At 64.9% G+C, this 19563-nt stretch carries 16 protein-coding genes and 2 tRNA genes; 4 read left to right on the top strand and 14 right to left on the bottom strand.

Annotated elements, in window-relative coordinates; translation table 11 throughout:
- Nucleotides 1–392: 392 nt before the first annotated feature.
- The gene (locus NQJ30_RS08795) at nt 393–1097 is read left to right on the top strand and encodes a vitamin K epoxide reductase family protein (RefSeq protein ID WP_255769507.1); all 705 of its coding nucleotides are present in this window, start codon (nt 393–395) and stop codon (nt 1095–1097) included.
- Nucleotides 1098–1187: 90 nt separating this feature from the next.
- On the opposite strand, the gene ndk is transcribed toward NQJ30_RS08795, so the two are convergent.
- Genes ndk through ileS form a run of 4 tightly spaced genes read right to left on the bottom strand, consistent with a single transcriptional unit; the run spans nt 1188 to nt 6800 of the window.
- A complete protein-coding gene (gene ndk, locus NQJ30_RS08800) occupies nt 1188–1604 on the bottom strand; it encodes a nucleoside-diphosphate kinase (protein ID WP_255769508.1) in 417 nt (138 codons plus the stop codon).
- Between the two features lie 38 nt (nt 1605–1642).
- Nucleotides 1643–2089 carry a DUF4233 domain-containing protein gene (locus NQJ30_RS08805; protein WP_255769509.1) on the bottom strand — a complete coding sequence of 149 codons (447 nt, stop codon included), beginning with the start codon at nt 2087–2089 and terminating at the stop codon, nt 1643–1645.
- Nucleotide 2090: 1 nt separating this feature from the next.
- The gene (locus tag NQJ30_RS08810) at nt 2091–3461 is read right to left on the bottom strand and encodes a bifunctional folylpolyglutamate synthase/dihydrofolate synthase (protein ID WP_255769510.1); all 1371 of its coding nucleotides are present in this window, start codon (nt 3459–3461) and stop codon (nt 2091–2093) included.
- Between the two features lie 3 nt (nt 3462–3464).
- The gene (gene ileS, locus NQJ30_RS08815; protein ID WP_255769511.1) at nt 3465–6800 is read right to left on the bottom strand and encodes an isoleucine--tRNA ligase; all 3336 of its coding nucleotides are present in this window, start codon (nt 6798–6800) and stop codon (nt 3465–3467) included.
- A 394-nt stretch (nt 6801–7194) separates the two neighbouring features.
- Here ileS and NQJ30_RS08820 point away from each other — a divergent pair, with 394 nt between their 5' ends.
- Nucleotides 7195–8268 carry an endonuclease/exonuclease/phosphatase family protein gene (locus NQJ30_RS08820; RefSeq protein WP_255769512.1) on the top strand — a complete coding sequence of 358 codons (1074 nt, stop codon included), beginning with the start codon at nt 7195–7197 and terminating at the stop codon, nt 8266–8268.
- Nucleotides 8269–8352: 84 nt separating this feature from the next.
- On the opposite strand, the gene NQJ30_RS08825 is transcribed toward NQJ30_RS08820, so the two are convergent.
- Both NQJ30_RS08825 and NQJ30_RS08830 read right to left on the bottom strand, forming a co-directional pair.
- The gene (locus tag NQJ30_RS08825) at nt 8353–9156 is read right to left on the bottom strand and encodes an SDR family oxidoreductase (protein WP_304663965.1); all 804 of its coding nucleotides are present in this window, start codon (nt 9154–9156) and stop codon (nt 8353–8355) included.
- Between the two features lie 9 nt (nt 9157–9165).
- A complete protein-coding gene (locus NQJ30_RS08830) occupies nt 9166–9546 on the bottom strand; it encodes a DUF488 domain-containing protein (RefSeq protein WP_255769513.1) in 381 nt (126 codons plus the stop codon).
- Nucleotides 9547–9608: 62 nt separating this feature from the next.
- Between NQJ30_RS08830 and valS the strand changes: the two genes are divergently transcribed.
- Nucleotides 9609–12227: a valine--tRNA ligase gene (gene valS, locus NQJ30_RS08835; protein ID WP_255769514.1), complete on the top strand. Its 2619-nt coding sequence runs from the start codon at nt 9609–9611 to the stop codon at nt 12225–12227.
- A 384-nt stretch (nt 12228–12611) separates the two neighbouring features.
- Here valS and NQJ30_RS08840 read toward each other — a convergent pair whose 3' ends face one another.
- The 6 genes from NQJ30_RS08840 to NQJ30_RS08865 all read right to left on the bottom strand — a co-directional run bounded on the left by NQJ30_RS08840 (nt 12612) and on the right by NQJ30_RS08865 (nt 17901).
- Complete coding sequence (locus tag NQJ30_RS08840; RefSeq protein WP_255769515.1) at nt 12612–13226, bottom strand: mycothiol-dependent nitroreductase Rv2466c family protein; 615 nt, start codon at nt 13224–13226, stop codon at nt 12612–12614.
- Between the two features lie 80 nt (nt 13227–13306).
- Nucleotides 13307–14587: an ATP-dependent Clp protease ATP-binding subunit ClpX gene (gene clpX, locus NQJ30_RS08845; RefSeq protein ID WP_255769516.1), complete on the bottom strand. Its 1281-nt coding sequence runs from the start codon at nt 14585–14587 to the stop codon at nt 13307–13309.
- Nucleotides 14588–14764: 177 nt separating this feature from the next.
- Complete coding sequence (locus NQJ30_RS08850) at nt 14765–15424, bottom strand: ATP-dependent Clp protease proteolytic subunit (protein ID WP_255769517.1); 660 nt, start codon at nt 15422–15424, stop codon at nt 14765–14767.
- A gap of 38 nt (nt 15425–15462) precedes the next feature.
- On the bottom strand, nt 15463–16086 hold the full coding sequence (locus NQJ30_RS08855) for an ATP-dependent Clp protease proteolytic subunit (protein ID WP_255769578.1): 624 nt from the start codon (nt 16084–16086) through the stop codon (nt 15463–15465).
- Between the two features lie 267 nt (nt 16087–16353).
- Nucleotides 16354–17742 (bottom strand): trigger factor, encoded by a 1389-nt coding sequence (tig, locus tag NQJ30_RS08860; RefSeq protein WP_255769518.1) that lies wholly within the window; start codon nt 17740–17742, stop codon nt 16354–16356.
- 84 nt (nt 17743–17826) lie between these two features.
- A tRNA-Pro gene (locus NQJ30_RS08865) sits at nt 17827–17901 on the bottom strand.
- A gap of 147 nt (nt 17902–18048) precedes the next feature.
- On the opposite strand from NQJ30_RS08865, the gene NQJ30_RS08870 reads away from it, so the two are divergent.
- Nucleotides 18049–18119: transfer RNA gene (locus tag NQJ30_RS08870), tRNA-Gly, on the top strand.
- Nucleotides 18120–18169: 50 nt separating this feature from the next.
- Here NQJ30_RS08870 and NQJ30_RS08875 read toward each other — a convergent pair.
- Complete coding sequence (locus NQJ30_RS08875) at nt 18170–19057, bottom strand: Fpg/Nei family DNA glycosylase (RefSeq protein ID WP_255769520.1); 888 nt, start codon at nt 19055–19057, stop codon at nt 18170–18172.
- Nucleotides 19057–19551 carry a ribose-5-phosphate isomerase gene (locus NQJ30_RS08880; protein WP_255769521.1) on the bottom strand — a complete coding sequence of 165 codons (495 nt, stop codon included), beginning with the start codon at nt 19549–19551 and terminating at the stop codon, nt 19057–19059. The genes NQJ30_RS08875 and NQJ30_RS08880 overlap by 1 nt, the downstream gene beginning before the upstream one ends.
- Nucleotides 19552–19563 lie beyond the last annotated feature (12 nt).

A 19563-nucleotide genomic window follows, 5' to 3' on the forward strand; every position in this document is an offset into this window, starting at 1 on the left:
GGCGTTGACAGAAGTCAAGTGGATACTCCCAGGTTCGCACCGGCATTGGGGTGCGGCAGCCCGTAGGAGCCGTTGGCTGTGTCCTGAAACCCGTTGTTCTAAACGCCACAACCAGGTGCCGACCAATGGAATTGCGGGAGGCCGGATCAGAGAATCCAAAGCCCGCCCTGCTCATCATTGGCGGTCTTGAAACAAGCCACCGGACCGGAGTCCGAATGTGGGTCGGCCTCCAGCCATGTTCATTCTCTCACACCCCGGCTTCGGGACTGCGGAAGCAGGGTCAACGAATCCGCGCCCAAAGACTGCGCGTTGCGGCTCCGGCCGCAGAGATTGTTCAGGCGCCGGCGTTACAATCGGCCTAGGAGCACCCGAAACGAAGGACGCCAGACACCATGCCCAGCATTTCCCCGCACGGCACCGAGACACCATCCGCCGCCCCCAAGGCGGGCGGTCCAGCAGTTGAAACGCCGGCCGCCGCGGTTACCGGGACCAAGACGTCCGCACTGCCGCGCATGGCCCGGAACCGGCCCTTTGGTTGGCTGCTGGTCATTACCGGTGTTGTTGGCTGGCTGGCCTCAGGAACGCTGGTCCTGGAAAAGCTCGAGGTCCTCAAGGATCCCAACCACGTCACCGTGTGTGATGTGAACCCGTGGATTTCCTGCGGCGAAGTGATGAAGACCTGGCAGAGTTCGCTCTTCGGCTTCCCCAACATGTTTATCGGCATCGTGGCATTCGCCATCATCATCACGGTGGGTATGGCGCTGCTGTCCGGCGCCACATTTGCCCGCTGGTACTGGATGGGACTGCAGGCCGGCGTCACCCTCGGTTTCATTTTCGTGGTCTGGCTGTGGTCCCAGGCCCTGTACTCCATCCACGTCCTGTGCCCGTTCTGCATGATCGTCTGGGCTGCCATGATTCCGCTCTTTGTCTGGACCACCATCAGGAACATCAGCCACGGCGTGATTCCCCTGCCTGCCGGCGCTGCAAAGGTCGTGGGCGACTCGGGCTGGATCATCACCGCACTGCTCTATGTCGCGGTCATCGCCACCATCTTCTTCGCCTTCATCCAGGTGTTCGCCGGCACGTCCGGCTTCTAGGAAGGCGCTCCCCCGAACCCTCCCCGCCGAGATGACAGATAAGGCCAATGTTCACGAAGAACATTGGCCTTATCTGTGATCTCGCCAGGCTTACTGGAACCAGATCTTGATCTCGCGCTCGGCCGAGTCAACGGAATCAGATCCGTGGACCAGGTTCTGCTGGACCTTCAGGCCCCAGTCGCGGCCGAAGTCGCCACGGATGGTGCCCGGGGCGGCCGTGGTGGGGTCGGTGGTACCGGCCAGGGACCGGAAGCCTTCAATGACGCGGTGGCCTTCGAAGATCGCCGCAACAACCGGGCCGCTCAGCATGAATTCCACAAGCGGCTCGTAAAAAGGCTTGCCTACGTGCTCTTCGTAGTGCTGCTCCAGGAGTTCACGGCTGGCGTCAACTTTCTTCAGCTCCGCGAGGGTGTACCCCTTGGCTTCAATGCGGCCCAGGATGGCGCCGCTGAGGTTGCGGGCCACGCCGTCGGGCTTGATCAGGACGAGGGTGCGCTCAGTGCTCACAGTTGCTCCAATGCGTTGGTGGGGGTTTCGGGACAAGTCTACGAGGCCGGCGGGGTGTCGCCGTGCGCGGCGTTCCATTCGGCCTGTTCACGTTCACGCTGTGCGGACTCGGTGTCGATCCTGATGCCGGTACGGATTCCGTACCACCAGGCCAGGCCGAACAGGGCCCCCACCAGGTACATCATGGGCTCAAAGATGCCGGTGAAGATCAGCACAACCTGCAGGATCCAGCCCAGGGCCACACCCCACGGTTTGGACAGCACTGCACACGCGAAGACCATGACCAGGCTGAGCGCGATGCCGATCCCGAGGATGAGTGCCGGCGGGAATTCCCCGCGCCGGAGCCCGAAGACGGCCAGGGTGGCGAAAAAGACCACAAACGCTTCGAGCAGCAGGACGGTTGAGGCAAACATCACCTTGGTGGAACGGCGCTTCTTGGGCATCCCCGGACGCCATTCACGCTGCGCCTTGGTCAGCTTTGCCACGCTAGGCCTCCGTCTTTCCGAGCAGGATCCGTGCTTCCGCCACCAGGGTGATGGAACCGGTCACCAGCACGCCGCCGGACAGGTCATCGTTGGCTTCGGCGCGTTCCACGGCCCACTCCAGCGCGTCGTCGAGCTTCTCCGCGATGTGGATGTTGTCTTCGCCGAAGCCCAGTTCCACAGCAAGTTCCGCGAGTTCAGCTGCCGGAACGGCGCGCGGTGAGTTGGACTGCGTGAAACAGTATTCCTCGGCCAGGTCGCCCAGGGACTCCTTGAGCTGGCGCAGGATCTCTTCGGCGTCTTTCTCCTTGAGGACGCCCACCACCGGGACGAGCCGGGTGAAGGTGAAGGCCTCCTTGATGGCCTCGGCGGAGACTCTGATGCCGTCCGGGTTGTGGGCGGCGTCCACGATGATGGTGGGCGCGGTCCGGACAACCTCCAGCCGGCCCGGTGAGGTGACGGACGCGAGGGCTTCCTGCAGCACTTCGGCGTCCAGTTCCTTTTCACCGCCAAAGAATGCCTCGAGTGCGGCCACCGCCACGGCCGCGTTCTGGGCCTGGTGGGCGCCGTGCAGCGGGAGCAGCAGATCGGGGTACCGGCCCGCGATGCCTTGGATGCTCACCATTTGGCCGCCCACTGCCACGGTCCGGGCCTCGACGCCGAATTCCACGCCTTCGAACCGGAACGGCACCCCCACATCCTGGGCCTTCTCCAGCAGGACCTGGGCAGCATCGACGGGCTGGGCCGCGCTGATGAGGTAGCCGCCGGGCTTGATGATGCCCGCCTTCTCGTGGGCGATGTCCTCGGTGGTGTCGCCCAGCAGGTCCGTGTGGTCCAGCGAGATCGGCGTGATCACCGAGACCTGCCCGTCGCCCACGTTGGTGGCGTCTGTGATGCCGCCCAGGCCCACTTCGATGACGGCCACGTTGACGGGCTGGTCGGCGAAGATGGCGAAGCCCAGGATGGTCAGGCATTCAAAGTAGGTGAGCCGGGGCTCCCCTGCGGCCTCCAGTTCGGAATCCACGATCTGCAGGTACGGGCGGATCTCGTCCCAGATCCGGACGAATGTTTCGTCTGAAACGGGATGGCCGTCGATGCTGATCCGTTCGGTGACCTTGGACAGGTGGGGGCTGGTGTAGCGCCCGGTGCTCAGGCCGTAGGCGCGCAACCCTGCCTCGATCATCCGGGCTGTGGAGGTCTTGCCGTTGGTACCGGTGACGTGGATGATCGGGAACGCCTTGTTCGGCTCCCCCAGCACGTCCATGGCCCGGAACAGCGGCGCCAGGCGCGGCTCCATCTTGTTCTCGGGTGCGCGCCCCAGGAGCTCCGCATACACACTTTCTACGGAGAATTCGTCAGTCGGTTCAAAAGACATGGATCAGGCCTCTGCTTTTTCGACGGAAATGCCGGGATCGCCCGCAGCGGAGACGGTAGCCAACTCGAGGGTCAGGGTTTCGGCCTTGACCAGCTCCGCGTTGGCGAGCAATGCATCAAGCACATCCTGCGTTGCGGTCACGGTGGTCCGGATCCGATCGCTGACGTTCAGCCCTGCGTCCTTGCGTGCCTGCTGGATGGCGCGGACCATGTCGCGCGCAGTTCCTTCGGCCTCCAGCTCAGGAGTGACCTCGGTGTTGAGCACCACAAAACCACCGCCGGGCAGTACTGCCACAGCAGAGGATGCCGCACCGGAACCGCCGTCGGCCCCGGCCACCACCGTTTCCAGCGTGTACTCCTGCGGCTCGAGCTCCAGGCCGCCGGCGGTGACCGTGCCGTCCTCGGACACGGACCAGTCACCCGACTTGGAGCCCTTGATGGCCTGCTGCACGTTCTTGCCGAGCCGCGGACCGGCAGCCCGGGCGTTCACCACGAGCTTCTGCTCGATGCCGAACTCCTCCGGGGAGGCGCTCTCTGCGTCGAGCAGGCGGACGGAACGGATGTTCAGTTCGTCCGCGACGACGGCGGCGAACCCTGCCAGCGCGTCCGCGCCAGGTGCCACCACGGTGAGCTCCTGCAGCGGCAGGCGGACACGGAGGTTCGCTGCCTTACGCAGCGAGGACCCGGTGGAGCAGATCTGCTGAACGCGGTCCATCGCTTCCACCAGGGCCGCGTTGGACGGGAAGAGCCCGGCGTCCGGCCAGTCGGCCAGGTGCACGGAGCGGCCGCCGGTGAGGCCGCGCCAGATCTCCTCCGAGACCAGCGGCAGCAGTGAGGCGGCGGCGCGGCAGACAGTCTCCAGCGCGGTGTAGAGCGCATCGAACGCGTCAGCGCTTTCGTCGAAGAAGCGCTGGCGGCTGCGGCGGACGTACCAGTTGGTGAGCATGTCCAGGTAGCTGCGCAGTTCGTCGCAGGCGCCGGAGATGTCATAGCTGTCCAACTGGGCGGTCATGTTGCGGACCAGGTCGCCGGTGTTGGCCAGCAGGTACTGGTCCAGGGTGTCGGCGTAGCCGTCGTAGCGCAGCTTGGCGTCGTAGCCAGCCCCACCGTTGGCGGCGTTCGTGTACAGCGTGAAGAAGCTGTACACGTTCCACAGCGGCAGGATGACCTGGCGGACGCCGTCGCGGATTCCCTGTTCGGTGACCACCAGGTTGCCGCCGCGCAGGATGGGGCTGGACATGAGGAACCAGCGCATGGCGTCGGAGCCGTCGCGGTCCAGGACCTCGGAGACGTCCGGGTAGTTCCGCAGGCTCTTGGACATCTTCTGCCCGTCCGAACCCAGCACAATGCCGTGGCTGATGACGTTCCGGAAGGCCGGCCGGTCGAACAGCGCCGTGGAGAGGATGTGCAGCATGTAGAACCAGCCGCGGGTCTGGCCGATGTACTCCACGATGAAGTCCGCGGGGTTGTGGGTATCGAACCAGGCTTCGTTCTGGAACGGGTAGTGGACCTGCCCGTACGGCATGGAGCCGGAGTCGAACCAGACGTCCAGGACGTCCTCGACGCGACGCATGACGGACTGGCCCTCTTCGGGCGTGCGGGGATCGTCCGGGTTGGGGCGAGTCAGTTCGTCGATGAAGGGGCGATGCAGGTCAACCTGGCCGTCGTTGTTTAGCGGCAGCCGGCCGAAGTCGGCTTCCAGCTCCGCGAGTGAACCATAGACGTCCGTGCGCGGGTACTCGGGATCGCTGGACTGCCACACCGGGATGGGGCTGCCCCAGTAGCGGTTGCGGCTGATGGACCAGTCGCGGGCATTGGCAAGCCACTTGCCGAACTGGCCGTCCTTGACGTTGCCGGGGATCCAGTTGATCTCCTGGTTCAGTTCGGACATCCGGTCCTTGAACTTGGTGACTTCCACGTACCAGGAGGACACGGCCCGGTAGATCAGCGGGTTGCGGCAGCGCCAGCAGTGCGGGTAGCTGTGCTCGTAGCTGGCCTGGCGGACCAGCCGGCCCTGCGCGCGGAGCACCTGGGTGATGGGCTTGTTGGCGTCGAAGACCTGCAGGCCCACGATGTCGTGCAGGTCGCCGTGGCTGAACAGCGGCAGGAACTTGGCGCCCTCGTCCACGGACAGCACCACCGGGATGCCGGCCTCTTCACAGACCTTCTGGTCGTCTTCGCCGTAGGCGGGGGCCTGGTGGACGATGCCGGTGCCGTCCGTGGTGGTCACATAGTCGGCCACCAGGAAGCGCCAGGCGTTCTGCGTCCCGTATTTTTCGGTGTCGGCGAAGTCATGCCACAGCGGCTGGTACTGGAGGCCTTCGAGCTCGGCGCCGGTGTGGGTGGACGTGACGGCGGCTTCGGCGGAGTCGAAGTCGTCATAGCCAAGGTCCTTGGCGTACGCGGCCAGCAGGTCGGCAGCCAGCAGGAAGCTGCCGGTGACGGGAGCATCCGGCGAGGCGGCCTTGATTCCATTCGGGCCGGCAGGGAGCACCGCGTACGTGATCGAAGGTCCGACGGCGAGCGCCAGGTTGGTGGGCAGCGTCCAGGGGGTGGTGGTCCAGGCGAGCGCCTGCACCCCGGCGAGCTGCTTTGAGAGTTCGGACTCCCCTGCCGTGATGGGGAACGTGACCGTGACGGTCTGGTCCTGCCGGTTCTTGTAGACGTCATCGTCCATGCGCAGTTCGTGGTTGGACAGCGGTGTCTCGTCCTTCCAGCAGTACGGCAGGACGCGGTAGCCGTTGTAGGTCAGGCCCTTTTCATGCAGCTGCTTGAAGGCCCAGAGGACCGATTCCATGTAATCGACGTTGAGCGTTTTGTAGTCGTTGTCGAAGTCCACCCAGCGGGCCTGGCGGGTGACGTAGCTCTTCCATTCGTCCGCGTACTTCATGACGGATGCCCGGCAGGCGTCATTGAACTTGTCGATGCCCATGGCTTCGATCTGGGTTTTGTCCGTCATGCCCAGCTGCTTCATGGCTTCCAGCTCGGCGGGAAGCCCGTGGGTATCCCAGCCGAACCGGCGCTCCACCCGGCGGCCGCGCTGGGTCTGGTAGCGGCCCACCAGGTCCTTGGCGTAGCCGGTCAGCAGGTGGCCGTAGTGGGGCAGACCGTTGGCGAAGGGCGGCCCGTCGTAGAAGACGAACTCGTTGCTGCCGGGCTGTCCGCCGGGCGCGTCGGCGCTGCGCTGGTCAATGCTTGCCTGGAAGGTGCCGTCCTGCTCCCAGTACTTCAGGATGCGCTCTTCGATCTCCGGGAATTTCACGGAGGCGGAGACGCCGGCGGCCGCGCCGCCCGAAGCAGTAGCCGAAGGGGAAGATGATGCTTTGGGGTAATACGTCATTCTCGACATCCTGGGTTGAACTGGTGAACCGTCCAGCCGCTGCCGGCCGGTTCTTGTCAGGATGCGAGGACGGGTCCTGCGCGGTCCTTGGACTGCACGCTCACCGCGGTACCACCTCACTTACCGGCACTGCATCAGCCCCTGCCAGGAGCTGTTGAGGTGCCGGCCGCTCATTACTGCTGTGACGGGCTTACCCGTCCGGTTCTAGTGACACCGGCTGCCAGCAGGCTGGCGTTCGGTGCGTTCTTCCGGAAGCTCACCGGTGATAGCCGGGTCATAGCCACCATTGAGTCTACTATCGCCCGGCCGTCCACCGCCATTCCCCGGCGCGGGCCGGGATTAGGGGGTGGTTAGGGAGCCCGACCCGTAGGCGGTAGCCCTCCAGCCTCCAATAATGGACCGTATGCAGACGGCCGGTGCACGCAGGCAAGGCACCCAATTCCGGCGTGTCAGCGGCTGGTTCTGCTGGGCTGCCGCCGCAGTTCTCTGCCTGCCCGGCGCCGCGCTCACAGTCCTGCGCCTGATCCGGGCGGACCTGGGCACGCCCTGGATCCAGCTGCTGTCCTTGTTTACGGCGAGCCTTATGCTGACGACGGCGGCGCTGGCGGCCGCCGTGCTGGCAGTTTGCCTGAGTTCCCGGCCCAGCCGGACGGTCCTCGCCGCTGTGGTTGCGGGCCTGTTGCTGGTCCAGCTGCAGATGGTCGCTCCCGGCCTGGTGCCCGGCGACGCGGCAGACAGGGCGCCCCAGGCCGCAGGAACAGCCGGCGCCCCCGCTTCCGCCTCGAGCCGCGCGGTAACGGTCATGGCCCTCAACGTTGGCTCCACGGGCGTTGACTCCGCGATCCTCCTTGCAGAGGCCCGATCCCGGCAGGTCGATATCCTGGCGCTCCCTGAACTGTCCCCTCCCGGGCTGGAGGCCCTGGAGAAGGCCGGAATTGGGGCGGACTTCCCGTACCGTGCCGTCGACGTCGATTGGGCTGGCGTAGGCAGCGCGATCTTTTCCCGGTTCCCGCTGCAGGCCTCGGATCGTGTGCCGGACAGCGCGTTCTACCAGAGCAGGGGCACCGTAACGTTTCCGGGAACGGCCTGGAACATCAACCTGACCGCAGTCCATGTCGCCTCGCCCCGTCCCGGCCATACACCCGCATGGCGCCAGGAGCTTCGTCAGCTGGGCGGGACCCGGCAGGAGGCGGCAAGCTCCGCTCCGGCCATCCTGCTGGGCGATTTCAACGCCAGCTATGACCACCGCGAGTTCCGGGAGCTGCTGGCCGCCGGGTTCACGGACGCGGCGCAGGCCTCGGGCAAGGGCATGGTGCCCACGTGGCCTGCCGGTTCACGGATCCCGCCATTCGTGACACTGGACCACGTCCTGGTCACGGGTGGCATCGGGATCCGAAGCTTCGCCATCGTCGCGGTTCCCGGCACCGACCACGCCGGCGTGGTGGCGGAACTGCTGCTCCCGGACTAAAGCCCTGCCGCCCGGCGGGCCGGCCGGCTCTGCCCCGTCAGCGCGAACCACCATGCCGCCGTTAGGGCAAGCCCGGAGCTCCGCCTAACCCTTGCGGATGAGCTTATGGGTGGCAGCCTGGGCGACAGGCCGGATGACGATCTGGTCCAGGTTGACGTGGTGCGGTGCGCTGACGGCGTAACGTACGACGTCGGCCACGTCCTCTGCCGTGAGGGGCTTCTCCACCCCCTGGTAGACCTTCGACGCCGCCTGGGCATCGCCGAGCCGGTTCAGGGCGAACTCTTCGGTCTGCACCAGGCCGGGCGCCACTTCGATGACCCGGAGGTTGTTCTCCGCCTCCTCCAGCCGGAGCGCACCGGTCAGGGCGTGCTGGGCAAACTTCGCGGCGTTGTACCCTGCTCCGCCCTCATAGGCCGTCAGTCCGGCGGTGGACGTCAGGTTCAGGACCGTTCCTTCCCCGTTGGCCCGCAGCATGGGCAGGAACGCCCGGGTGAGCTTCAGGGTGCCTAGAACGTTGACCCGGTACATCCACTCCCAGTCTTCGGTGTTGGCGGCGCCCACGTAGTCGGCGCCCTTCGCCCCGCCGGCGATGTTGATCAGCGTTCCCACGCCCCCGGCTTCGGTAACGCGGGCGAGGAGCCGTTCGACGTCGTCGTCCTCGACGATGTCGGCGGGAATCCCGACGGCGCCGGTCTCATCTTCCAGCGCTGCCAGCCGTTCAGCGCGGCGCGCCACCGCGAAGACCGTCCAGCCTTCCGCCCGCAGGGCGCGGACAGTGGCCTCGCCAATGCCGGTGCTGGCGCCGGTCACCACTGCCGCCCGGTTCCGGCTCGGATCGATCTGTGATTCCTGGTTGGGCACTGTCCTGGTCTGTGAATCGTCAGTCATGGCACCACCCTAGTGGCCATGGGGCTGCGGGTGCCGTTGTATGAACTCCAGTAACACCAGCGCGTGGTTCACCTCCGGATCCCGGGCGCCGTAGAGGAGAGTGACCTTTTTGTGGGTCGCCGCCAGCTCATGCAGCGTGCCCACGGCCGGGTTGTCGGCGAGTTCCTGCAGGTACTGCCGCCTGAAGTCCTCGAAGCGCTCTTTCATGTGGCCAAACTCCTGCCGGAGCGGCGCCGAGGGCGCCACCTCCCTCAACCACAGGTCCAGCCGCGCGTTCTCCTTGCTCAGGCCGCGGGGCCAGAGCCTGTCCACCAGAACCCGGCAGCCGTCGTCGTCCGCCGGTGCCGCATAGATGCGTTTGATCCCAAAAGTTGCCGCCGCGGTGACCATACGCCGCATGCTACTGCAGTCCCGGAACCACGGGGCGGATGAGTCCATGAAACAATTGCCAAATGGCTGAAGACACTCAGGGTACAGACACGCCCTCAACCGCCCCTATCAACGTTCCGGATAAGCCTGCCCTCGAGGGGCTCGAAGCTGCCCTCACGCAGCGCTGGCTTGCCGAAGGGACCTACAAGTTCAACCCGGACACCACCCGGGAGCAGGTCTACTCAATCGACACTCCCCCGCCCACCGCGTCAGGTTCATTGCACGTCGGACACATGTTCTCCTTCACCCAGACGGACGTCCTGGCGCGCTACCAGCGCATGATCGGCAAGAACGTGTTCTACCCGATGGGCTGGGACGACAACGGCCTTCCCACCGAGCGCCGCGTGCAGAACTACTACGGTGTCCGCTGCGACCCGGCCATCCCGTACAACGCCGGCTACCGCCCGCCGGCACAGCCCGCCAAGAACCAGCGTGACTTCGATGTCGTCTCGCGCCGGAACTTCATCGAGCTCTGCGAAGAACTGGCCGTCGAGGATGAGAAGGTCTTCGAGAGCCTCTTCCAGCAGTTGGGCCTCTCAGTGGACTGGCAGCTGACGTACCGGACCATCGACGACGCCTCTCGCCAGGTCTCCCAGCGCGCCTTCCTGGCCAACCTCGCAGCCGGTGACGCCTACATGGCCGAGGCCCCCACCCTGTGGGACATCACGTTCCGCACCGCCGTGGCCCAGGCCGAGCTTGAGGACCGCGAAGTGGCCGGCGCGTACTACCGGTACCCGTTCTTCACCGAGACCGGCGAGAAAATCTACATCGAGACCACGCGTCCGGAACTGCTCGCAGCGTGCGCGGCCCTGGTGGCAAACCCCGACGACGAGCGCTACCAGCCGCTGTTCGGCAAGAAGGTCACCTCCCCCGTGTTCGGCGTCGAGGTCGAGGTTAAGGCCCATCCCCTCGCCAAAGCGGACAAGGGTTCCGGCGTTGCCATGGTCTGCACCTTCGGCGATCTCACCGACGTCACCTGGTGGCGTGAACTCCAGCTGCCCACCCGCGCCATTGTGGGCCGCGACGGACGGATCGTCGGCGATACCCCGGACTGGATCACCACAGACGCCGGCCGCGCCGCCTTCGGGGAAATCGCCGGCAAGACGGTCTTCAGCGCCAAGGAGAAGGTGGTGGAGCTCCTTACCGCCGAGGACCTGATCGACGGCGAACCGAAGAAGATCATGCACCCGGTGAACTTCTACGAAAAGGGCGACAAACCACTCGAAGTGGTCACGTCGCGCCAGTGGTACTACCGCAACGGCGGCCGCAACGAAGACCGCCGCGAACGCCTGATCGCGCGCGGCCACGAGATCGACTTCCACCCGGCCTTCATGCGGTCCCGCTACGAGAACTGGATCTCGGGCCTGAACGGCGACTGGCTGGTTTCCCGGCAGCGGTTCTTCGGTGTGCCGATCCCGGTCTGGTACCCGCTGGACGCCGATGGCAACCCCGACTACGACGCACCGATCGTGCCCTCGGACGAGCAGCTCCCGGTTGATCCGGCAGCCGACGTCGCGCCGGGCTATGACGAAACCCAGCGCGACGTTCCCGGTGGCTTCACCGGCGACGCCGACATCCTGGACACCTGGGCCACCTCCTCCCTGACCCCGCAGATCGTGGGCGGCTGGAGCCGAGACGAGGACCTGTTCGCGAAGGTCTTCCCGTTCGACCTCCGGCCGCAGGGCCACGACATCATCCGCACCTGGCTCTTCTCCTCGGTGGTACAGGCAGACTCGCTGCAGAACGTGGCCCCGTGGAAGCATGCGGCCATCTCCGGCTGGATCCTCGACCCGGACCGGAAGAAGATGTCCAAGTCCAAGGGCAACGTGGTGGTTCCCACCGACGTGCTCGACGAATTCGGTTCCGACGCGGTCCGCTACTGGGCAACCTCGGCGAAGCTCGGCGCTGACACGGCCTACGAGATTGCCCAAATGAAGATCGGGCGCCGGTTGGCCATCAAGCTGCTGAACGCGTCCAAGTTTGTCCTGAACCTGGGAGCCACGGAGAACTCCGTGGTTGCCGCGGACCTCTCGGTTGTCACCAATCCGCTGGACCGTGCCGTGCTGGCGCAGCTGGCCGAAGTGGTGCAGCAGTCCACCAAGGCGTTCGATAACTACGACTACGCCCGTGCCCTGCAGATCACGGAGAGCTTCTTCTGGCAGTTCACGGATGACTACGTGGAGCTCATCAAGGACCGCGCCTACGGTGCTGCCGGCGAGGCCGAGCAGGCATCCGTGCTGGCCGCCCTGGCCACGAGCCTGGACACGCTGCTGCGCCTGTTCGCCCCGTTCCTGCCCTTCGCCACCGAAGAGGTCTGGAGCTGGTGGCGCACCGGTTCAGTCCACCGTGCTGCGTGGCCCGCCGCCGTTGAGGTGGATGGCGACACCACCCTGCTGGCCACCGTGGGCACTGCGCTCAGCGGTGTCCGCAAGGCGAAGTCGGAGGCGAAGGTCAAACAGCGCACCGAGGTCCTCTCCGCCACCATTACGGCGTCGGAGTCCCTGACCACGCAGCTGAAGGCCGGGCTGGGCGATCTGAAGGCCGCCTCGAACGCCCGCGAGCTGACCCTGGTGGCAGGCGACGGCGACCTCACGGTCAGTGACGTGGTGCTGGCAGCCCCGGAGGAACAGCCCACCGCCTGACCCTCGCGGGGGTCGCGGCCCTAGCCAGGGTTGCGGCCGGGTGCCCGCCCGGGAGACAGCACCCTGTTTTTGGGCAAAGGGGAAGCCCCATCAGCGTTTTGCCGTTGGTGGGGCTTCGACTTTACGGCCATCTGGTGACGTCTTGATGGTCTGGCAGGATCCTTGGATTTTCAGGTCTTCCTACCTCGTCACTGGTAGTTTCAATCTGACTTTGCCGAAGGCTGCGTCAGATATTTATCACTGAATCTTTGGTTCCTGCGTCCCCCTTCTTTCGAAGTTGGTAAGAACTATTTTGGTCCCATGACCGGGCATGCGCAAGAGCCCCTGCAGAACTACACGAGAGTAGTTCTGCAGGGGCTCTTTGTTGCCGGCACAGGGCGCGGGTCAGTTGAATTCGGGGCTTTCGCTCCGGCTGCGCTTGATCTCAAAGAAGTGCGGGTAGGAAGCCAGCGTGACGGAGGCGTCCCACAGCTGCCCGGCCTGCTCGCCCCGGGGGATGCGGGTCAGGACGGGCCCGAAGAAGGCTGTCCCGTTGAAGGCCACCACCGGCGTACCAACATCCTGGCCCACCAGGGAGATGCCTTTTTCATGGCTGGCCCGCAGTTGGGGGTCGAAGGCGTCCGTCGTCGCAGCGTCCGCCAGGCTCGCCGGAAGCCCGCACTCAGCCAGGGCCTTGCTGATGACGACGTCGAAGTCCTTCTCGCCGCCAACATGGATCAGCGTGCCCATGGCGTCATACAGGGGCTTGACCACCTGATCGCCATGCTGCTCCTGTGCGGCGATGATGACGCGCACCGGAGCCCAGCCCCGCTCCATGAGTTCCCGGTAGCCGGCGTCAAGGTCGCGTCCCTCGTTCAGCACGGAAAGACTCATTACGTGCCAGTCGGTCCTGATGTCCCGGACCGCTTCAACCTCGCCAATCCAGCGGGATGTGATCCACGCAAACGGGCACAGGGGGTCGAACCAGAAATCGGCCTGGTTGGTGGTGGTTTCAGTCATGGATGAGTCCTCTGCGTTCATTAGTGCTGCGGCTCGTCAATGGTGTTCGTCCAGGCCGCAAAACGGTGGTGCGTTCGGGGTTAGGCGGATTTACGACGCTTGGTCACGTGCGGGATCAGCGTGGGCTCCGCCTTCTTCAAGACGACGTCAGCTGTGATCACCACGCTGGCCACGTCCTCCCGGCTGGGAAGGTCGAACATGACCGGCAGCAGCACTTCCTCCATGATCGCGCGCAGGCCGCGGGCGCCCGTGCCGCGCTCCAGGGCCTGATCGGCGATCGCGTTGAGTGCATCGTCGTCGAAAACAAGTTCCACGCCGTCGATTTGGAACATCTTCTGGTACTGCTTGACCAGCGCGTTCTTGGGTGTGGAGAGGATCTGGATGAGTGCGTCCCGGTCCAGGCTCGAGACCGTGGTGATTACGGGCAAGCGGCCGATGAACTCCGGGATCAGGCCGAACTTCAGCAGATCCTCAGGCATCACCTCGCCGTAGGAGTCCACCTTGTTGCTGGCGTCGTTGAGCGGTGCACCAAAACCGATGCCCTTGCGTCCGGAGCGCGAGCCGATGATCTCCTCGAGGCCGGCGAACGCGCCTGCCACGATGAACAGCACGTTGGTGGTATCGATCTGGATGAATTCCTGATGCGGGTGCTTGCGGCCGCCCTGCGGCGGTACCGAGGCCACGGTCCCTTCCAGGATCTTCAGCAGGGCCTGCTGGACCCCTTCTCCGGAAACGTCCCGGGTAATGGAGGGGTTTTCGCTCTTGCGCGAAATCTTGTCGATTTCGTCAATGTAGATAATGCCCTGTTCGGCCTTCTTGACGTCGTAGTCCGCTGCCTGGATGAGCTTGAGGAGGATGTTCTCCACGTCCTCACCCACGTAGCCGGCCTCTGTCAGCGCGGTGGCGTCGGCAACGGCGAACGGTACGTTGAGCCGCCGGGCCAGGGTCTGGGCGAGGTAGGTCTTGCCGCAACCCGTGGGGCCGATCAGCAGGATGTTGGACTTGGCGATTTCGACGTCGTCGTGGTGGCCGCCGTCGGCGAGGCTGCCGCTCTTCGGGGCGTGGCCTGCCTGGATCCGCTTGTAGTGGTTGTAGACGGCGACGGCGAGGGAGCGCTTGGCGGGCTCCTGGCCGATGACGTATTCCTGGAGGAAGTCAAAGATTTCGCGGGGCTTGGGCAGTTCGAAACTTCCCAGATCGGCAACTTCCGCGAGCTCTTCCTCAATGATCTCGTTGCAGAGTTCAATGCATTCGTCGCAGATGTAAACACCGGGCCCGGCAATGAGCTTGCGCACCTGCTTCTGGCTCTTTCCGCAGAAAGAACACTTCAGCAGATCCGTGCTCTCGCCAATCCGAGCCATATGTGAACCCCTTTAGTATCTTGCTGCCAGGCAGCTGTGCACCGTTGCTGGAATCGCGGCGGGCCTGGGAGGACCGGCCGTGACACCTTCCACTCTAGGTCACAATTGCCCGCAAGGGTGGAAAGCGAAGGCCGGTGCGGCCCAAATACTGGACCGCACCGGCCGCTGGAGAACTGATTACCGGGCGATTGCCTGCGGCTTGATCTTGCGGGAATCAAGCACCTGGTCGATGAGGCCGTAGTCGAGGGCCTCGGCGGCGGTCAGGATCTTGTCACGCTCAATGTCGTTGTTGACCTGCTCCGGCGTGCGGCCGGAGTGGTGGGCGAGGGTGTCCTCGAGCCATGAGCGCATCCGCATGACTTCCGCGGCCTGGATTTCCAGGTCCGACGCCTGGCCACCCTGGCCGCCGGAAAGGGCCGGCTGGTGGATCAGGACGCGGGCGTTGGGAAGCGCCAGGCGCTTGCCCGGGGTGCCGGCGGCGAGGATCACTGCGGCGGCGCTTGCGGCCTGGCCGAGGCAGACGGTCTGGATCTCGGGCCGGATGTACGTCATGGTGTCGTAGATCGCGGTCATGGCCGTGAAGGAACCGCCGGGGGAATTGATGTACAGCGTGATGTCACGGTCCGGGTCCGTGGACTCGAGTACCAGCAGCTGGGCCATGACGTCGTCGGCTGACGCGTCATCGATCTGGACACCGAGGAAGATAATGCGGTCCTCGAAGAGCTTGGTGTAGGGATCTTGGCGCTTAAAGCCGTACGGCGTGCGCTCTTCGAACTGGGGAAGTACGTAGCGGCTGGTCGGAAGGTTACCGGCAGTCGATCCGAAGTTGTAGGTCATTTTTGTTGCTCCTGATCTGAATGTTCGAAAGTGCCGGTTTACTTCTCGGAGGCCGGCTCGCCGGAGGTCCCGTTGGCGGTTCCGCCGCCGCCGGAGACGGAGCCTGCGTGGGCCGCAATCTTGTCGAAGAAGCCGTATTCGAGGGCTTCGGCGGCCGTGAACCACTTGTCGCGGTCGTTGTCCTTGAGGATGGTTTCCACAGTCTGCCCGGTCTGCTCAGCCGTCAGTTCGGCCATGACCTTCTTCATGTGCAGGATCAGCTCTGCCTGGATCTTGATGTCCGAGGCCGTGCCGCCGATGCCGCCGGAAGGCTGGTGCATGAGGACGCGGGCGTTGGGGGTGGCGTAACGCTTGCCCTTGGTCCCGGAGGAGAGCAGGAACTGGCCCATGGAGGCTGCCAGGCCGGTGGCGACGGTGACGACGTCGTTCGGGATGAACTGCATGGTGTCGTAGATGGCCATGCCGGCCGTCACGGAGCCGCCCGGAGAGTTGATGTAGAGGTAGATGTCCTTTTCCGGGTTCTCGGCGGAAAGGAGCAGCAGCTGGGAGCAAATGGCGTTGGCGTTGTCGTCACGCACCTCGGAGCCGAGCCAGATGATCCGCTCTTTGAGGAGCCGGTTGTAGATGTAGTTGTCCTGGGCTGCGGGATCGACAGTCGCCATCCGGGGGGCCTCTGCGTGCTGTGCCATGTGTACTTACCTCTCGCTGGTGACGGTGACATCACTGAACGACATCACTGAACTTCACTACTTGGACACTAACCGGTTTGCTGGCCGATTTGTTCGCCGGAATCGCACTGTTCGCTGACGGCGCACGATCCCCCGGGCCGCCGCCGAAAGCAATGCCGGTCGCGCAAGCCGCGGCGTTAAACCGAGGAGCCCCCGGACCGGTCGGTCCAGGGGCTCCTTCAGGTGCAGTGCCGGGGCGTGCTAGAACTTCACGGCTGCCGGGTCGTCGCTGGGGGTGGCTTCCGTCGCTGCGGTGGTGTCCTCTGCGGACTCCTCAACGGCGGGAGCTTCCTCTTCGCCGCCGGGGCGGACGAAGTCGCTCAGGTCAACGGCCTTGCCGTCGGTGTCGGTCACGGTGGCCTGGCCGAGAACCACTGCCAGTGCCTTGCGGCGGCGGACCTCGGACACCATCATGGGAACCTGGCCGCTCTGATCGATGATCTGGGCGAACTGGTTCGGGTCCATGCCGTACTGGCTGGCGGTGGAGACGATGTAGTCGATCAGCTCGTTCTGGCTGACGTTGACTTCTTCCTTCTCGGCGATCGCGTCGAGGATGATTTCGTTCTGGAAGGCGCGGGCCGTGTTGGCCTTGACCTCTTCGCGGTGCTCCTCGGTGTCGTGCTCGCCGTCACCGTGGCCGTTGCCCTCCTTGAAGTGGGCTTCGAGCTGCTCTTCGACGACGGAGTCCGGAACCGGAACCTCGACCAGCTCGACCAGCTTGTCCAGTACCTTGTCGCGGGCTTCGACGCCCTGCTCCACAACCTTGGACTCAGCAGCCTGCTTGGCGAGGTCTTCACGGAGCTCAGCGAGGGTGTCGAACTCGGACGCCAGCTGGGCGAAGTCGTCGTCGGCCTCGGGGAGTTCGCGCTCCTTGACGGCCTTCAGGACAACCTTGACCTGGGCGGACTCGCCGGCGTGCTCGCCACCAACCAGGGTGGTGTCGAAGATGGCGTCCTCGTCAGCGCTCAGACCCGTGACGGCTTCGTCCAGGCCTTCAAGCATGGTGCCGGCGCCTACCTGGTAGGACAGGCCGGCGGCGGAGTCAACGTCGGTGCCGTCGATCGTGGCGGTGATGTCAATGGTCAGGAAGTCGCCGTCGGCGGCCGGACGGTCCACGGACTTCAGCGTGCCGAAGCGGCCACGCAGTTCGTCGAGGGCCTTGTCCACGTCTTCGTCGGACGATTCAGCGGCGGCTACCTCGACCTTGATGCCGGCGTAGTCCGGGAGTTCGATCTCGGGGCGGACGTCAACCTCGGCGTGGAACTTCAGTTCCCCGTCGGTGGAGGTGGGGTCCGGAACTTCGGTGATCTCAACCTCGGGGCGGCTCAGGGGGCGAATGCCGGATTCCTGGACTGCTGCCTGGTACCAGCCGTTGAGGCCTTCGTTGATGGCGGTCTCCAGGACGTAGCCGCGGCCGACGCGCTGGTCGATCAGCTTGGAGGGGACTTTGCCCTTACGGAAGCCAGGGACCTGGATCTGCGAAGCAACAGTCTTGTAGGCCTCGTCGATGCTGGGCTTCAATTCCTCAAAGGGGACCTCAACATTGAGCTTGACCCGTGTGGGGGTGAGGTTCTCGACAGCGCTCTTCACGGTCTAAGTACTCCTGGGGTTTGTGGGATGGGTATCTGCAACGCATTTCTTCCCCGGGCCGCGTAGACGGTCGAGGCCGCAGAGTCGGGGTGACAGGATTTGAACCTGCGACTTCCTGCTCCCAAAGCAGGTGCTCTAGCCAAGCTGAGCTACACCCCGTAAGTGCACAGGCAAGTCTACGGTCATTCCGGCCCGGTTTGCACATTTGACACGTGGGGCATGAATTAGGTTTAGTTGTATCCGGCTTCAACAGCCAGCCCGAAGAAACGCAGTCAGGCCCATTGCACGGCTGACCTGCATTTTTCCGGGGACGTAGCTTAATGGTAAAGCCTCAGTCTTCCAAACTGATTACGCGGGTTCGATTCCCGTCGTCCCCTCCGAATAAGAAAAAGCAGGGCCCTCGCTGAGGGTCCTGCTTTTTTAGTTCCTACTGCTGGCAGCCCGGGCACCAGTAAAGCTTGCGGCCCACCAGCTCCGTCATCGCCACCGGTGTGCCGCAGACCCTGCACGGGAGCCCTTCCCGCTTGTACACAAAATGCGCGTCATCCCCGGAAGGCAGCACGGCGCCTTCCTCCCAATACGACGCCGGCGTGGTGATGATCCGCCCGTCGCGAACGCCGTCGGCCATCACGGCGGCTGTTTCGTCCCACACCTGGCCGGCAGTACCCGCGGTCAGGGCGGTGCCCGGAAGCCACGGGTCCAGCCGCTGCCGGAAGAGCACTTCGGCCCGGTAGACGTTCCCGACGCCGGCGATTACCTTCTGGTCCATGAGCAGCGCCGCGACGGGGGCCTTGCGGGCCAACACTCCGGCCACGAACCGTTCCTTGTCCCCGGGGAGGTTCCGCAGCGGGTCGGGGCCGAGCCGGGCCAGGACGGCACCCACCTCGGCCTCGGTGATGGCGGCGCACGTGGTGGCACCGCGCAGGTCCGCCCAGCCGTGCCGGCCCACCAGCCGCACCCTGACGGCGCCTTTGGGTTCGGGCGGCCCCGTGTACTCAACGGCCGCAACGTCCTCGAAAAGTTCACTCTCGCCGATCTTCCGTGGCGCGCCGATGCTGGATGCGCCGCGGAAGGTGGCATCGCCGCCGAAGTCCCAGGCGCCGTAAAGGCCCAGATGGACGTGCAGGACGACAGCATGGTCGAAATGCAGGAAGAGGTGCTTGCCGTGGGCCCGCGAGTCCGTCAGGACCTGCCCGTCGAGCAGCGCGGCGCCGGCGGCGAACCGGCCCTGCGGGCTGCTGACGGCCAACGGTTCGCCGGTAAAGACATCGCCGAATTGTTGGGCGAGGCGCCGGACTGAGTGCCCTTCAGGCACTATTCGATGACCTCGCCGGTGGCCTCATAGGCCGCGATCTTGCCGATCCGGCGGACGTGGCGCTCGTCGTTGCTGAACGGCTCGGCAAGGAAGGCTTCGATCAGTTCGGTGGCTTCCTCGACCGTATGCTGGCGGCCCCCGACGGCCACCACGTTGGCGTCGTTGTGTTCGCGCGCCAGTGTGGCGGTGGAGAGGTTCCAGGCCAGGGCAGCGCGGACACCCTTGACCTTGTTCGCGGCGATCTGTTCGCCGTTGCCCGAACCGCCCAGCACGATGCCCAGGGCGTGGACGCCTGCCTGCTGGTCCGCCACGACGGCGAGCGCGGCATTGATGCAGAAGGACGGGTAGTCATCCTGCGCGTCGTATTCCTTGGGACCGTGGTCCACCACGTCGTAGCCCCTGGCCGTGAGGTGGGTGACCAGGTGGGCGCTGAGTTCCATGCCTGCATGGTCGGTGGCGATATGTACCCGCGGGAAGGCAGGGGAAGAAGTCACGGCAGTGTCCGT

Origin of the sequence: Pseudarthrobacter sulfonivorans, assembly GCF_024391045.1 — a bacterium.
GTDB classification, from domain to species: Bacteria; Actinomycetota; Actinomycetes; order Actinomycetales; family Micrococcaceae; genus Arthrobacter; species Arthrobacter sulfonivorans_B.